Origin of the sequence: Buttiauxella noackiae, assembly GCF_000737905.1 — a bacterium.
Taxonomy (GTDB): domain Bacteria; phylum Pseudomonadota; class Gammaproteobacteria; order Enterobacterales; family Enterobacteriaceae; genus Buttiauxella; species Buttiauxella noackiae.
The window spans coordinates 1,510,938-1,525,839 of the sequence record NZ_JPRU01000002.1 but is presented as its reverse complement, the minus strand read 5'-3'; the positions used below and the strand labels follow the sequence as shown (position 1 = coordinate 1,525,839).

Sequence of the window (14,902 nt, the reverse complement as noted above, 5' to 3'; positions counted from 1 at the left end):
CTCAATTATTCTGGTAGATATCCTTATAGAGACGACTTTCAAAGCGCACTAATGGGATACGACGGTTACGTTGATCGGCAGGCTCTACAGCATAGCCTGACAAATATTGCACAAAGGCCATACGTTGGCCGCTGGCAGTGGTGATAAATCCGGCAAGGTTATATACACCTTGCAGTGAGCCTGTCTTAGCCGAAACTTTGCCGTCAACACCCGCCTGATGTAGGCCTGCACGATACTGCAGTGAGCCGTCGTAGCCGGCCAGTGGTAACATTGAGATAAAGTTAAGCTCAGTGTCATTCTGGGCGATGTATTGCAGCACCTGCATCATCGTAGCGGGTGAAATCAGATTATGCCGAGACAACCCCGAGCCATCTACCACGATACTATTACCTAAATCGACACCCGCTTTTTGTCGCAGGATTTGTCGTACTGCGTCGGCACCTGAACGCCATGTCCCTGGTACGCCAAAACGGTTATGTCCTATGGTTCGAAAAACAGTATCGGCGATCATGTTGTCTGATTTCTTCAGCATTACCTTTAGCAAATCGTGCAGTGGTGCAGATTGCTTGCTGGCAATTACCGTTCCAGGAGTATTGGATTGCGTCTGACGCAATAAGGTTCCGCTATAGCTGATCCCAGCTTCTTTCAGCTCGGCCTTCAAAATCGCTCCCGCGTAACTGGCTCCATCTTGTATCGCGAAGGCGAGGGGGAGGGGGTCTGCACGTTGCGTCATGCAACCGGTAAGTGTGAAGCGATTCAGGTCGCCTGGCACCACATCCAGTTCACAATATTGTGCATCTGGTGAGCCTTTGGCGAGAGTTCTAACCTGGCTGAACATAACCACAGGATAGTAGGAAGCGATGCGGATGAAGGCTAAATCATCAGCTTTTGGGGCACTATAGAGCGAAACAGAGAAACAGTTTCGGTCGACAATTGCAGCGGCTGGAGGGGCGCTAAAACACTGAGTCATGTCATTCCACGGCCAGCCAGGCGCTTTGTCGTGACTGGCAAATATGGAGGTGTCGACCAGTACATTTCCCTGAATTTGTTGCACGCCTGATTTTTTCAGGACTGCGACCATATTACGAATATCCTGACGTTTTAGCGTAGGATCGCCACCAAATCGGGCAATAAGGTCACCTTGCAATACGCCATTACTGACTTGCGCATTACTTTCAAGCGTGGTGTTAAACCTGAAATCTGGGCCCAATTGTAATAATGCTGCCAGAGCCGTGATGACTTTTTGGGTACTTGCGGGCAGAGCCATCTGTTGACTGTGATAGTCAATCAATGGGGCAGGCGCACCAATTTTTTGCACCATCAAAGCCAGGTTCGCGCCAGCTGGCAACTGGGAAGTATAGTCTTCAACGTTGGCGGCCTGGACGGTAAACACCACAGCACTGGTCAATCCAATGACAAATCTAAAAAATCGCATAATCTCGCGGTAACAACCTGGAAACGTAGCGCCATACTACGGTGCATCGCAGTGCAAAGTAAACGATGACCCTCAGTGAACTCCAGGGTAAAATACAGGTCAATTTGGAAACCGTTCCTGGCCTGGTGCTTTGCTCCGGGTCAGTTTTATTTTGCTTAGTGCCAGGGGTTTGCCTTATTTAAAGCAAACCAGGCTCTGGATTCAGGAATGCCATTTGGTAGTTCTGAACAGGAAAGTTTTGAAGAGGTATAACAATGCAACCTATTCCGATGACCCTACGTGGCGCAGAAAGATTACGTGAAGAGCTGGATTTCCTGAAGTCTGTGCGCCGCCCACAAATTATTGCTGCGATTGCTGATGCTCGTGAACATGGCGATCTGAAAGAAAATGCTGAGTACCACGCCGCGCGTGAGCAACAGGGTTTTTGTGAAGGCCGTATCCAGGATATCGAAGCGAAGCTGTCCAACGCTCAGATTATCGATATCACCAAAATGCCAAATAATGGTCGTGTCATTTTTGGCGCGAGCGTTACAGTTTTGAATCTGGATAACGACGAAGAGCAGACTTATCGCATTGTGGGTGATGATGAAGCTGATTTTAAACAGAATCTTATTTCTGTGAACTCACCGATTGCTCGTGGCCTCGTAGGCAAAGAGCAGGAGGATGTTGTTGTTATCCGCACACCGGGTGGTGATGTAGAGTTCGAAATACTAAAAGTGGAATATTTATAATATCTGCTACGCTTTTTTACAGCGTGGCGTATTGTAAAGAAAGGAAAAAGGCCGCACCGCGGCCTTTTATCAACTAACAGAGCGTGGCATTTTGCACACTCTCTGCTTATTTTGGCAGAGAAATTTTGCGCTCTTTAGACGGGCGATAGAGCACCAGCGTTTTGCCGATAACCTGTACATTACAGGCGCCGGTTTCACGCACGATGGCATCCGCAATCAAGGTTTTAGTTTCGCGATCTTCTGTTGCGATTTTCACCTTGATTAACTCATGATGTTCAAGCGCTTGTTCAATCTCGGCCAGTACCCCTTCGGTCAAACCGTTATTGCCAAGCATGACTACAGGCTTGAGCGGATGTGCAAGACCTTTTAGGTGCTGTTTTTGTTTAGTACTCAGATTCATCGTATTTTTTGCTTACGTTGGGATTGAAAACGGTTCATTCTACCGCCATATCTCCCGTATCGCCAATCGGCTGTGCTGATAACTCTTACAGCCTGCTACTCACGATGAACAAAGTTGGAAATTGAGATGACAGGTAAAAAGCGTTCTGCCAGCTCCAGTCGCTGGCTGCAGGAACACTTTAGCGATAAATATGTAATTCAGGCGCAGAAAAAAGGGTTACGTTCCCGTGCCTGGTTTAAACTTGATGAAATACAGCAAAGTGACAAACTTTTTAAGCCAGGAATGACAATTGTTGATCTTGGTGCTGCTCCCGGAGGTTGGTCACAATATGTTGTGACTCAAATCGGGAATCAGGGGCGAATCATTGCTTGCGATCTTTTACCAATGGATCCTATCGTTGGTGTCGACTTCCTTCAGGGCGATTTTCGTGATGAATTAGTCGTGAAAGCTCTGCTGGATCGTGTTGGTGACAGTAAAGTTCAGGTTGTCATGTCAGATATGGCTCCAAATATGAGCGGGACACCGGCAGTTGATATTCCCCGGGCAATGTATTTAGTAGAACTGGCACTTGAAATGTGTCGCGATGTTCTGGCACCGGGCGGTAGTTTTTTAGTGAAAGTGTTTCAGGGCGAAGGTTTCGATGAATATCTACGAGAAATTCGCTCCCTGTTTACGACCGTAAAAGTTCGTAAGCCGGACTCTTCTCGTGCCCGCTCACGTGAAGTGTACATTGTAGCGACTGGGCGAAAACTATAGTACCCTGACGCTGTTTGTTAACACAGTTGTAATATGAGGTTAATCCCTTGAGTGACATGGCGAAAAACCTAATACTCTGGCTGGTCATCGCGGTTGTGCTGATGTCTGTGTTCCAGAGCTTTGGGCCCAGCGAGTCAAACGGCCGTAGGGTGGATTACTCCACTTTCCTGTCTGAAGTAAATCAAGACCAGGTTCGTGAAGCGAGTATCAATGGACGTGAAATCAAAGTTACCAAGAAAGATAGTAACCGATACACGACTTACATCCCCGTTAACGATCCTAAACTGCTTGATAACCTGCTGACCAAAAATGTGAAAGTAGTAGGCGAACCGCCTGAAGAGCCAAGCTTGCTGGCTTCTATTTTCATCTCCTGGTTCCCAATGCTATTGCTAATTGGGGTCTGGATCTTCTTTATGCGTCAAATGCAGGGCGGCGGTGGCAAAGGTGCAATGTCGTTCGGTAAGAGCAAGGCGCGTATGCTCACCGAAGACCAAATTAAGACCACTTTTGCTGACGTTGCTGGTTGCGACGAAGCAAAAGAAGAGGTTGCTGAGCTGGTTGAGTACCTTCGTGAGCCAAGCCGTTTCCAGAAACTGGGCGGTAAAATCCCGAAAGGCGTACTGATGGTCGGCCCTCCGGGTACTGGTAAAACCTTGCTGGCGAAAGCCATTGCGGGTGAAGCGAAAGTACCGTTCTTTACTATTTCCGGTTCTGACTTTGTTGAAATGTTCGTGGGCGTGGGTGCATCCCGTGTTCGTGACATGTTTGAACAGGCTAAAAAAGCAGCACCATGCATCATCTTTATCGATGAAATCGACGCCGTCGGCCGTCAGCGTGGGGCAGGTCTGGGTGGTGGTCACGATGAACGTGAACAAACATTGAACCAGATGCTGGTTGAAATGGATGGCTTTGAAGGCAACGAAGGTATCATCGTTATCGCTGCAACAAACCGTCCAGATGTACTTGACCCAGCGTTGCTGCGTCCAGGCCGTTTTGACCGTCAGGTTGTTGTTGGTCTGCCAGATGTACGTGGTCGTGAGCAGATCCTGAAAGTGCATATGCGCCGTGTACCGTTGTCTCCAGATATCGATGCGGCAATCATTGCACGTGGAACTCCAGGCTTCTCCGGTGCGGATCTTGCAAACCTGGTGAACGAAGCTGCTCTGTTTGCTGCCCGTGGCAATAAGCGTGTGGTTTCCATGGTTGAATTCGAAAAAGCGAAAGACAAAATCATGATGGGTGCGGAACGTCGCTCCATGGTGATGACTGAAGCGCAAAAAGAATCCACCGCATACCACGAAGCGGGTCACGCAATTATTGGTCGTTTGGTTCCAGAGCATGATCCTGTGCATAAAGTAACTATCATTCCGCGCGGTCGTGCGCTGGGTGTGACGTTCTTCCTGCCAGAAGGTGATGCAATTAGTGCCAGCCGTCAGAAACTGGAAAGCCAGATCTCTACGCTGTACGGTGGCCGTCTTGCTGAAGAGATTATTTATGGTGCAGAGCACGTTTCTACCGGTGCATCTAACGACATCAAAGTAGCAACGTCTATTGCCCGTAACATGGTGACCCAATGGGGCTTCTCTGAAAAACTCGGCCCGCTGCTTTATGCGGAAGAGGAAGGTGAAGTGTTCCTTGGTCGTTCTGTGGCTAAAGCCAAACATATGTCCGATGAAACTGCACGTATCATCGATCAGGAAGTGAAGCTGTTGATTGAGCGTAACTACGCTCGTGCTCGTCAGCTCCTGAATGAAAATATGGATATTCTTCACACCATGAAAGACGCATTGATGAAGTATGAAACCATCGATGCTCCACAGATTGATGATCTGATGAATCGTCGTGATGTGCGTCCGCCAGCGGGCTGGGAAGAATCAAATAACGGCAACAACAATTCTGATAACAATGGTACACCACGAGCACCGCGTCCGGTCGATGAACCGCGTACGCCAAATCCTGGTAATACTATGTCGGAACAGTTGGGCGACAAATAAGTCGTCTCTGCCGGATGTTACTGCAGTAATCTATAAAACCCTGGGCTTGTCCCGGGGTTTTTGTTTTTATACCCGTCATACTTCAAGCTGCAGGTGCGTTGGTTGCACACATTTACCCAAATTACTTACCGAGTAAGCGCATCGGGATTCATCTTTCTGCAGCTGGAATTATTTTGGGTATTGCTTCAATTAATTCAAGGGAAACTCAATGAAACTGACTGCTCAGGGCACTACGCTCGATCTTTCTCATCCTCATATCATGGGTATATTGAACGTCACGCCAGACTCTTTTTCCGATGGTGGAAAGCACAATTCGCTAGTGGAAGCTTTAAAACACGCTAACGCGATGATCAATGCGGGTGCGACGATTATTGATATTGGTGGTGAGTCGACACGTCCGGGTGCGGCAGAGGTGAGTGTTGAAGAAGAGTTGTCCCGCGTGATTCCTGTGGTCGAAGCTATTGCCCAACGCTTTGAAGTATGGATTTCTGTTGATACGTCCAAACCTGACGTGATTCGTGAAGCGGCACGGGTTGGGGCACATATCATCAACGATATTCGCTCGTTGCAGGAACCTGGCGCGCTTGAAGCCGCCGCTGAAACTGGTTTGCCCGTTTGCCTGATGCATATGCAGGGCGAACCTAAGAATATGCAGCAGGCTCCGCGTTACGATGATGTTTTTGCAGATGTGAATCGCTTTTTTATCGACCAAATAGCCCGCTGTGAAGCGGCAGGCATCGCAAAAGAAAAATTGTTGCTCGACCCCGGCTTCGGTTTCGGTAAAAATCTGACCCACAATTATCAACTTTTAGCCCGACTTTCCGAATTCCATCATTTTGGCTTACCGCTATTGGTGGGGATGTCGCGTAAATCAATGGTTGGCCAACTGCTGAATGTCGGGCCGGATCAACGCCTGAGTGGCAGTATTGCGTGTGCAGTCATTTCTGCGATGCAAGGGGCGAACATCATTCGAGTTCACGATGTAAAAGAGTCAGTCGAAGCGATGCGCGTGGTGGAAGCCACACTTTCAGCGAAGGAAAAAAAACGCTATGAGTAACCGTAAATATTTTGGCACAGATGGCATCCGCGGTCGTGTAGGCGATTCTCCAATTACTCCTGACTTTGTGCTGAAGCTCGGCTGGGCTGCGGGTAAAGTCTTAGCCCGCCACGGCTCGCGTAAAATTATTATCGGTAAAGATACCCGAATCTCTGGTTACATGCTGGAATCTGCTCTCGAAGCGGGTCTCGCCGCTGCGGGTTTGTCTGCTTCATTCACCGGTCCGATGCCAACGCCTGCCGTTGCTTATCTGACGCGTGCATTCCGTGCTGAAGCAGGGATCGTTATCTCTGCATCTCATAACCCGTTCTATGATAACGGGATCAAATTCTTCTCAATCGACGGTACAAAACTGCCAGACGAAGTTGAAGAAGCCATTGAAGCGGAAATGGAAAAAGAGATCACCTGTGTCGATTCTGCGGAACTGGGCAAAGCCAGCCGTATTGTGGATGCAGCTGGCCGCTATATCGAGTTCTGCAAAGGTACATTCCCGAACGAATTAAGCCTCAGCAGCCTGAAAATTGTCGTCGACTGTGCAAATGGTGCGACTTATCACATTGCGCCAAATGTGCTGCGTGAACTCGGTGCAACGGTCATTACCGTGGGTTGTGAACCGAACGGCGTCAATATCAACGAAAAATGTGGCGCCACTGATGTGCGTATGCTCCAGGAGCGCGTGTTGGCTGAAAAAGCTGACATTGGTATCGCACTGGATGGTGATGGTGACCGTGTCATCATGGTGGACAATCTGGGCCATAAAGTTGATGGTGACCAAATCCTTTACATCATTGCTCGCGAAGGGCTTCGTCAGGGACAGCTGCGCGGTGGTGCCGTCGGTACGCTGATGAGCAATATGGGCCTGGAGCTGGCTTTGAAGCAATTGGGTATTCCGTTTGCACGTGCAAAAGTGGGTGACCGCTATGTGTTGGAAAAACTGCAGGAAAAAGGCTGGAGAATTGGTGCTGAAAACTCAGGCCATGTGATCTTGCTGGATAAAACCACCACTGGTGACGGTATCGTTGCAGGTTTGCAAGTACTTACCGCTATGGTACGTAACCATATGAGCCTGCATGACTTATGTAGCGGAATGAAATTATTCCCGCAGGTTTTGGTTAACGTGCGCTTTACTGCGGGTAGCGGCGACCCGCTTGAGCATGACACCGTGAAAAAAGTGACCGCTGAAGTGGAAGAAGCTCTGGGTAACCGTGGTCGTGTGCTGTTGCGTAAATCGGGCACTGAGCCTTTAATCCGCGTGATGGTAGAAGGTGAAGATGAAGCGCTGGTTATTGAATATGCCAACCGTATTGCTGATGCGGTAAAAGCGGTTTAATTCACAGTTGTATAACTTGTGCAAAAAGGCGGCGTTTGCCGCCTTTTTTATAATCAAATACTAATATATTGCTGCTTTTTTCTGCAGTCAGAGAAATGTGAATAAATTGCCCTTGCGCGTAACGCCGGCTTTGGTTAGTATTCTCACCCGCTTCAGTGGGTAAACTTAAACGTATCCGCTTGACTGGTTTGAAGCTTTGGTATGCGGTAATACCGCAAGGAACAGGTTGATTATGTACGAAGCTCTTTTAGTTGTTTTCCTTATTGTAGCCTTGGGCCTTGTGGGTCTTATCATGCTGCAACAAGGTAAAGGCGCTGATATGGGAGCCTCCTTTGGAGCAGGCGCTTCCGCTACGCTGTTCGGTTCAAGTGGTTCTGGTAATTTCATGACCCGCATGACCGCTGTGTTAGCAACGCTGTTCTTTATTATCAGCCTGGTACTGGGTAACCTCAATACCAACAAAACCGATAAAGGAAGTGTGTGGGATAATTTAACTCAGCCAACAAAAACTGAGTCACAGCCAGCGGCACCTACCAAGCCGAGCAGCGATATCCCGCAGTAAGTAGTAAGCTTCAATACGGTAAGAAGTGATTACCGTGTTCAAAGTGCCGAGGTGGTGGAATTGGTAGACACGCTACCTTGAGGTGGTAGTGCCCGATTGGGCTTACGGGTTCAAGTCCCGTCCTCGGTACCAAAATATCTGCATTTCTTGCATTTTATGCAATATCGGCGTAATATTTGCCACGTTTTCGGACGCGGGGTGGAGCAGCCTGGTAGCTCGTCGGGCTCATAACCCGAAGGTCGTCAGTTCAAATCTGGCCCCCGCAACCACTTTCCCTGAGAGTTCTTTTTCAAATATACTGTGAACACCAGATGGTGCCTCGCGAAGAATTTAGAAAAAAATTCTCCTGGATATTGTCCGAGCCGCATTCGCGGTGTACAGGGTTCAGTTATATAAAGCCTCGATTTATCGGGGTTTTTTGTTATCTGACTTTAGAATAACTGGGCTATATGCCCTTTTTTTATTTCTTGGGGGTGGGCTTGTCCACATTAGAGCAAAAATTAACAGAGATGATTTCAGCACCGGTCGAGGCGCTGGGCTATGAATTGGTAGGAATCGAATTTGTTCGAGGTCGCCAATCCACGCTGCGCATCTATATTGATAGTGAAGATGGCATCAATGTTGATGATTGTGCTGATGTCAGTCACCAGGTAAGTGCAGTACTGGATGTCGAAGACCCTATCACTGTCGCTTACAACCTGGAAGTTTCCTCACCAGGCCTTGATCGTCCAATGTTTACCGCCGAGCATTACGTTCGTTTTACCGGTGAAGAAGTGAGCATTGTGTTGCGAATGGCCGTGCAAAACCGTCGTAAATGGCAGGGTATCATTAAAGCCGTAGAAGGTGAGATGATCACGGTTACGGTGGAAGGCAAAGATGAAGTGTTCGCGCTGAGCAACATCCAGAAAGCGAACCTGGTACCCCACTTTTAATAGTTTGGATTGAGGTGAAAACCCAGGATGAACAAAGAAATTTTGGCTGTTGTAGAAGCAGTTTCCAACGAAAAATCATTGCCGCGTGAGAAGATTTTCGAAGCGCTGGAAAGTGCACTGGCAACAGCGACCAAGAAAAAATACGAACAAGAGATTGATGTGCGCGTTAGCATCGATCGTAAAAGTGGTGACTTTGATACTTTCCGCCGTTGGGTCATTGTAGAAGAAGTTACTCAACCTACGCGTGAAATCACTCTTGATGCAGCTCAATTCGAAGATCCAGAGCTGAATGTAGGCGGATATGTTGAAGACCAGATTGAATCTGTAACCTTTGACCGTATCACTACTCAAACTGCAAAACAGGTTATCGTACAAAAAGTACGTGAAGCTGAACGTGCAATGGTGGTTGATCAGTTCCGCGAACACGAAGGTGAAATCATCACCGGTGTGGTGAAGAAAGTTAACCGAGAAAATATTTCTCTGGATCTCGGCAGCAATGCTGAAGCAGTTATTCTTCGCGAAGATATGTTGCCGCGTGAAAACTTCCGCCCAGGTGACCGTATTCGCGGCGTGCTTTATGCTGTGCGTCCGGAAGCTCGCGGTGCTCAACTGTTTGTCAGCCGTTCCAAGCCTGAAATGCTGATCGAATTGTTCCGCATTGAAGTGCCGGAAATTGGCGAAGAAGTTATTGAAATCAAAGCCGCTGCTCGTGATCCTGGTTCTCGTGCGAAAATCGCCGTTAAAACCAATGACAAGCGTATCGACCCAGTAGGTGCTTGTGTTGGCATGCGCGGTGCGCGTGTTCAGGCAGTTTCTACTGAACTGGGTGGTGAGCGTATTGATATCGTGCTGTGGGACGATAACCCGGCACAATTCGTTATCAATGCTATGGCTCCGGCTGACGTGGCTTCCATTGTTGTCGATGAAGACAAACATACAATGGATATCGCGGTAGAGGCAGGCAACCTGGCACAAGCAATCGGTCGTAACGGGCAAAACGTTCGTCTGGCTGCACAGCTGAGCGGCTGGGAACTCAACGTTATGACTGTTGATGACCTGCAAGCCAAGCATCAGGCTGAAGCACATGCTGCCATTGATACCTTTACCAAATACCTCGAGATCGACGAGGATTTTGCCACTGTATTGGTAGAAGAAGGCTTCTCCACCCTCGAAGAGTTGGCATACGTGCCGATGAAAGAGCTGCTGGAAATTGACGGCCTTGATGAAGATACAGTGGAAGCATTACGTGATCGCGCCAAAAACGCCCTCACCACACTGGCATTGGCGCAGGAAGAAAGCCTGGGTGATAACAAACCTCAAGAGGATCTGCTGAACCTCGAAGGTATGGATCGCAACCTGGCCTTTAAACTCGCTTCGCGCGGTGTGAGCTCGCTGGAAGATTTGGCTGAGCAAGGTGTCGACGATCTGTCAGATATTGAAGGTTTGACCAACGAGAAAGCCGGGGAATTGATTATGGCTGCTCGCAATATCTGCTGGTTTGGCGGCGAAGCGTAATAAACTGTAGCAGGAAGGAACAGCATGACAGATGTAACCGTAAAAGCGCTGGCCGCAGAGATTCAGACCTCCGTGGACCGCCTGGTACAGCAATTTGCTGATGCAGGGATCCCTAAGGCTGCTGATGATTCTGTCTCGGCCCAGGAAAAACAGACATTACTGGCGCACCTGAATCGTGAACACGGTTCTGCGCCAGATAAGTTGACATTACAGCGCAAAACGCGCAGTACTTTAAACATTCCAGGTACCGGTGGGAAAAGTAAATCGGTACAAATCGAAGTCCGCAAGAAGCGCACCTTTGTGAAACGTGATCCGCAAGAGACAGAACGTCTTGCCGCGGAAGAACAGGCGCAGCGTGAAGCGGAAGAGCAAGCCCAACGTGAGGCGCAGGAAGCTGCCAATCGTCAGGCGCAAGAAAAAGCTAAACGTGAAGCTGAAGATAAAGCTAAGCGTGAAGCCGCTGATAAAGCGAAACGTGAAGCTGCGGAAAAAGACAAAGTGAGCAATCAAGACGATATGACGAAAAGCGCCCAGGCCGATAAAGCCCGTCGCGAAGCTGAAGCTGCTGAGCTTAAGCGCAAAGCTGAAGAAGAAGCCCGTCGCAAATTAGAAGAAGACGCCCGTCGTGTAGCTGAAGAGGCCCGTAAAATGGCTGAAGCTAACGCTGGTGTATGGACGGAAGAAGAGAAAGTGGAAGACGACAAATCTGATTACCATGTAACCACTTCTCAACACGCTCGCCAGGCTGAAGACGAAAACGACCGCGAAGTTGAAGCTGGCCGTACTCGTGCTCGTACTGCGACAACTAAAGCACCACGCCAGAAAAAAGGCGGCAAACACGGTGAGTCTAAAGCTGACCGTGAAGAAGCGCGTGCTGCAGTTCGTGGCGGTAAAGGCAAGCGTAAACCAAGTTCTCTGCAGCAAGGCTTCAACAAGCCTGCGCAAGCAGTTAACCGTGACGTTGTAATCGGCGAAACAGTTACTGTTGCAGAACTGGCTAACAAAATGGCTGTTAAAGGCTCTCAGGTCATCAAAGCAATGATGAAACTGGGCGCTATGGCGACCATTAACCAGGTCATTGATCAGGAAACCGCACAGCTGGTTGCCGAAGAGATGGGCCACAAAGTTATCCTGCGTCGTGAAAACGAGCTGGAAGAAGCGCTGATGAGCGATCGTGACACTGATGCAGTTGCTGAGTCACGTGCTCCAGTTGTTACCATCATGGGTCACGTTGACCACGGTAAAACTTCTCTGCTCGATTACATTCGTTCTACTAAAGTGGCATCTGGTGAAGCGGGTGGTATTACCCAGCACATCGGTGCATACCACGTAGAAACTGAAAACGGTATGGTTACCTTCCTGGATACCCCGGGACACGCAGCGTTTACTTCTATGCGTGCTCGTGGTGCTCAGGCAACGGATATCGTTGTTCTGGTTGTTGCTGCAGACGATGGCGTAATGCCACAAACTATCGAAGCTATCCAGCACGCGAAAGCGGCGCAGGTGCCGGTAGTAGTTGCGGTGAACAAAATCGATAAGCCAGAAGCTGATCCAGACCGCGTTAAGCAGGAACTGTCTCAATACGGCATCATGCCTGAAGAGTGGGGCGGCGAAAGCCAGTTCATCCATGTATCTGCTAAAGCAGGTACAGGTATTGACGAACTGCTGGACGCAATCCTGCTGCAAGCAGAAGTTCTTGAACTGAAAGCGATGCGTGATGGTATGGCAAGCGGTGTGGTTATCGAGTCCTTCCTTGATAAAGGTCGTGGTCCGGTAGCAACTGTTCTGGTTCGTGAAGGTTCCCTGAACAAAGGCGATATCGTTCTTTGTGGCTTCGAATATGGCCGTGTTCGTGCAATGCGTGACGAAATGGGTCGTGAAGTTACTGAAGCTGGTCCGTCTATTCCTGTTGAAATCCTTGGTCTGTCCGGTGTGCCGGCAGCAGGTGATGAAGTAACAGTTGTTCGTGACGAGAAAAAAGCTCGCGAAGTTGCTCTGTATCGTCAGGGTAAATTCCGCGAAGTTAAACTGGCTCGCCAGCAGAAATCTAAACTGGAAAACATGTTCGCCAACATGACCGAAGGCGAAGTGTCCGAAGTGAACGTTGTGCTGAAAGCGGACGTTCAGGGTTCTGTTGAAGCGATCAGCGATTCCCTGCTGAAACTGTCTACTGATGAAGTTAAAGTTAAAATCATCGGTTCCGGTGTTGGTGGTATCACTGAGACTGACGCAACGCTTGCTGCAGCTTCTAACGCGATTCTGGTTGGCTTCAACGTTCGTGCTGATGCATCTGCACGTCGCGTTATCGAATCAGAAAGCCTGGATCTGCGTTACTACTCCGTCATCTATCATCTGATTGACGAAGTTAAAGCGGCAATGAGCGGCATGCTGTCTCCGGAACTGAAACAACAGATCCTCGGCCTGGCCGAAGTTCGCGATGTGTTCAAATCACCGAAATTTGGCGCAATCGCAGGTTGTATGGTTACCGAAGGTGTGGTCAAACGTCACAATCCAATTCGTGTACTGCGCGACAACGTTGTTATCTATGAAGGCGAACTGGAATCCCTGCGCCGCTTCAAAGATGACGCTAACGAAGTTCGTAACGGTATGGAATGTGGTATCGGCGTGAAGAACTACAACGATGTGCGTGTTGGTGATGTGATCGAAGTATTCGAAATCATCGAAATCCAACGTACCATCGCCTGATATCAGCCGGGTACATAGCTAATATCTTTAGGGGGCCGAGCGCCCCCTGATTTTATGGAGAATTTATTATGGCGAAAGAATTTGGTCGCCCACAGCGTGTTTCCCAGGAATTGCAGAAAGAGATCGCAATCATCCTGCAGCGCGAAATCAAAGACCCGCGTCTGGGCATGATGACTACCGTTTCTGGTGTTGAAGTGTCACGCGATCTGGCTTATGCCAAAGTGTTTGTTACCTTCCTGAACGATAAAGACGAACAAGCAGTAAAAGAAGGCATCAAGGTTTTACAGGATGCTTCTGGCTACATTCGTTCTTTACTGGGCAAAGCAATGCGCCTGCGTATCGTGCCTGAACTGACTTTCTTCTACGATAACTCGTTGGTTGAAGGTATGCGCATGTCGAATCTGGTATCTAACGTCATCAGAAACGATGATGAGCGTCGTGTTAACGATACGGATGACAGCAAGGAGGATTAATGAGTCGTCCTCGTCGTCGTGGTCGTGATATTCACGGAGTGCTGTTGTTAGATAAACCTCAGGGTTTATCTTCAAACGATGCATTGCAGAAAGTTAAGCGTATTTATAATGCTAACCGTGCCGGCCATACCGGAGCGCTTGACCCACTTGCAACTGGCATGCTGCCGATTTGCCTCGGTGAAGCGACAAAGTTCTCGCGTTACTTACTCGATTCCGATAAGCGCTACCGTGTTATTGCCCGCCTTGGGCAGCGCACTGATACTTCTGATGCTGATGGCACAATCGTTCAGGAGCGCCCGGTAACTTTTACTGAGCAAGAGTTAGCGCAAGCGCTAGATAGCTTTCGTGGTGAAACACAGCAAGTTCCATCGATGTATTCAGCACTGAAATATCAAGGCAAGCCGCTTTATGAGTATGCGCGTCAGGGTATCGAGGTGCCGCGTGAAGCACGGTCAATCACGGTTTACGAACTTCTGTTTATTCGCCATGAAGGCAATGAGCTTGAGTTGGAAATTCACTGTTCTAAGGGAACATACATCCGAACCATCACTGATGATTTAGGTGAAAAGCTCGGTTGTGGTGCTCATGTGACTTTCCTGCGCCGTCTTGCGGTGAGCAAGTATCCTGTTGAACGAATGGTGACGCTTGAGCAATTGCAAGCATTGCTTGAGCAAGCACAAGCGCAAGAAATTGAACCATCGGTGTTGTTAGATCCACTATTGATGCCAATGGACAGTCCGGCTTCAGACTTCCCAATCGTGAATTTATTACCTGCTGTTGCGGGTTACTTCAAGAATGGGCAACCGGTGCAAGTGTCTGGCGCGCCAGCAGAAGGGCTAGTCCGCGTCACCGAAGGTGATGAAGGCAAATTTATCGGCATGGCCGAAATTGATGATGATGGACGTGTAGCGCCTCGTCGTCTGGTTGTTGAGTATCCGCTCTGACCCCTGGAGTTGCCTTGCGATAAGAGGTGGCTACAGGTAAAATGGCGCGGCTTAACTTTCATACCTT

General features: G+C 48.9%; 13 protein-coding genes and 2 tRNA genes. 13 read left to right on the top strand and 2 right to left on the bottom strand.

The window, feature by feature from the left end; all coding sequences use genetic code 11:
* Position 1: 1 nt before the first annotated feature.
* Positions 2–1,435 carry a serine-type D-Ala-D-Ala carboxypeptidase gene (dacB, locus tag IX31_RS15435; protein ID WP_034459709.1) on the bottom strand — a complete coding sequence of 478 codons (1,434 nt, stop codon included), beginning with the start codon at positions 1,433–1,435 and terminating at the stop codon, positions 2–4.
* 254 nt (positions 1,436–1,689) lie between these two features.
* On the opposite strand from dacB, the gene greA reads away from it, so the two are divergent.
* Positions 1,690–2,166 (top strand): transcription elongation factor GreA, encoded by a 477-nt coding sequence (gene greA / locus IX31_RS15430; RefSeq protein WP_034459707.1) that lies wholly within the window; start codon positions 1,690–1,692, stop codon positions 2,164–2,166.
* Positions 2,167–2,272: 106 nt separating this feature from the next.
* On the opposite strand, the gene yhbY is transcribed toward greA, so the two are convergent.
* On the bottom strand, positions 2,273–2,566 hold the full coding sequence (gene yhbY, locus IX31_RS15425; RefSeq protein WP_034459704.1) for a ribosome assembly RNA-binding protein YhbY: 294 nt from the start codon (positions 2,564–2,566) through the stop codon (positions 2,273–2,275).
* Positions 2,567–2,692: 126 nt separating this feature from the next.
* On the opposite strand from yhbY, the gene rlmE reads away from it, so the two are divergent.
* The 12 genes from rlmE (at position 2,693) to truB (ending at position 14,835) form a co-directional block, all read left to right on the top strand.
* A complete protein-coding gene (gene rlmE / locus IX31_RS15420; protein ID WP_034459701.1) occupies positions 2,693–3,322 on the top strand; it encodes a 23S rRNA (uridine(2552)-2'-O)-methyltransferase RlmE in 630 nt (209 codons plus the stop codon).
* Positions 3,323–3,378: 56 nt separating this feature from the next.
* A complete protein-coding gene (gene ftsH / locus IX31_RS15415) occupies positions 3,379–5,316 on the top strand; it encodes an ATP-dependent zinc metalloprotease FtsH (RefSeq protein ID WP_034459698.1) in 1,938 nt (645 codons plus the stop codon).
* A 208-nt stretch (positions 5,317–5,524) separates the two neighbouring features.
* A complete protein-coding gene (folP, locus tag IX31_RS15410; RefSeq protein ID WP_034459696.1) occupies positions 5,525–6,373 on the top strand; it encodes a dihydropteroate synthase in 849 nt (282 codons plus the stop codon).
* Positions 6,366–7,703, top strand: coding sequence for a phosphoglucosamine mutase (glmM, locus tag IX31_RS15405; RefSeq protein ID WP_034459694.1), 1,338 nt, complete (start codon positions 6,366–6,368; stop codon positions 7,701–7,703). The genes folP and glmM overlap by 8 nt, the downstream gene beginning before the upstream one ends.
* A 232-nt stretch (positions 7,704–7,935) precedes the next feature.
* Positions 7,936–8,265, top strand: a complete 330-nt coding sequence (gene secG / locus IX31_RS15400) for a preprotein translocase subunit SecG (protein ID WP_034459692.1) — start codon at positions 7,936–7,938, stop codon at positions 8,263–8,265.
* 45 nt (positions 8,266–8,310) lie between these two features.
* Positions 8,311–8,397: transfer RNA gene (locus IX31_RS15395), tRNA-Leu, on the top strand.
* Between the two features lie 60 nt (positions 8,398–8,457).
* Positions 8,458–8,534, top strand: a tRNA-Met gene (locus IX31_RS15390).
* 210 nt (positions 8,535–8,744) lie between these two features.
* Positions 8,745–9,197 (top strand): ribosome maturation factor RimP, encoded by a 453-nt coding sequence (rimP, locus tag IX31_RS15385; RefSeq protein ID WP_072009469.1) that lies wholly within the window; start codon positions 8,745–8,747, stop codon positions 9,195–9,197.
* A gap of 27 nt (positions 9,198–9,224) precedes the next feature.
* Positions 9,225–10,712: a transcription termination factor NusA gene (nusA, locus tag IX31_RS15380; RefSeq protein WP_034459687.1), complete on the top strand. Its 1,488-nt coding sequence runs from the start codon at positions 9,225–9,227 to the stop codon at positions 10,710–10,712.
* A 24-nt stretch (positions 10,713–10,736) separates the two neighbouring features.
* On the top strand, positions 10,737–13,418 hold the full coding sequence (infB, locus tag IX31_RS15375; RefSeq protein ID WP_034459686.1) for a translation initiation factor IF-2: 2,682 nt from the start codon (positions 10,737–10,739) through the stop codon (positions 13,416–13,418).
* A gap of 68 nt (positions 13,419–13,486) precedes the next feature.
* Positions 13,487–13,891 (top strand): 30S ribosome-binding factor RbfA, encoded by a 405-nt coding sequence (rbfA, locus tag IX31_RS15370; RefSeq protein ID WP_034459684.1) that lies wholly within the window; start codon positions 13,487–13,489, stop codon positions 13,889–13,891.
* Positions 13,891–14,835 (top strand): tRNA pseudouridine(55) synthase TruB, encoded by a 945-nt coding sequence (truB, locus tag IX31_RS15365; protein WP_034459682.1) that lies wholly within the window; start codon positions 13,891–13,893, stop codon positions 14,833–14,835. The genes rbfA and truB overlap by 1 nt, the downstream gene beginning before the upstream one ends.
* The last annotated feature ends 67 nt before the right edge of the window (positions 14,836–14,902 follow it).

What these genes read in the sequence shown, in the direction of transcription:
- nusA (WP_034459687.1), top strand. Translation starts at nt 9,225, where the DNA reads ATGAACAAAGAAATTTTGGCTGTTGTAGAAGCAGTTTCCAACGAAAAA.
- truB (WP_034459682.1), top strand. Translation starts at nt 13,891, where the DNA reads ATGAGTCGTCCTCGTCGTCGTGGTCGTGATATTCACGGAGTGCTGTTG.
- dacB (WP_034459709.1), bottom strand. Translation starts at nt 1,435, where the DNA reads ATGCGATTTTTTAGATTTGTCATTGGATTGACCAGTGCTGTGGTGTTT.
- yhbY (WP_034459704.1), bottom strand. Translation starts at nt 2,566, where the DNA reads ATGAATCTGAGTACTAAACAAAAACAGCACCTAAAAGGTCTTGCACAT.
- ftsH (WP_034459698.1), top strand. Translation starts at nt 3,379, where the DNA reads ATGGCGAAAAACCTAATACTCTGGCTGGTCATCGCGGTTGTGCTGATG.
- glmM (WP_034459694.1), top strand. Translation starts at nt 6,366, where the DNA reads ATGAGTAACCGTAAATATTTTGGCACAGATGGCATCCGCGGTCGTGTA.
- rlmE (WP_034459701.1), top strand. Translation starts at nt 2,693, where the DNA reads ATGACAGGTAAAAAGCGTTCTGCCAGCTCCAGTCGCTGGCTGCAGGAA.
- greA (WP_034459707.1), top strand. Translation starts at nt 1,690, where the DNA reads ATGCAACCTATTCCGATGACCCTACGTGGCGCAGAAAGATTACGTGAA.
- rbfA (WP_034459684.1), top strand. Translation starts at nt 13,487, where the DNA reads ATGGCGAAAGAATTTGGTCGCCCACAGCGTGTTTCCCAGGAATTGCAG.
- infB (WP_034459686.1), top strand. Translation starts at nt 10,737, where the DNA reads ATGACAGATGTAACCGTAAAAGCGCTGGCCGCAGAGATTCAGACCTCC.
- folP (WP_034459696.1), top strand. Translation starts at nt 5,525, where the DNA reads ATGAAACTGACTGCTCAGGGCACTACGCTCGATCTTTCTCATCCTCAT.
- secG (WP_034459692.1), top strand. Translation starts at nt 7,936, where the DNA reads ATGTACGAAGCTCTTTTAGTTGTTTTCCTTATTGTAGCCTTGGGCCTT.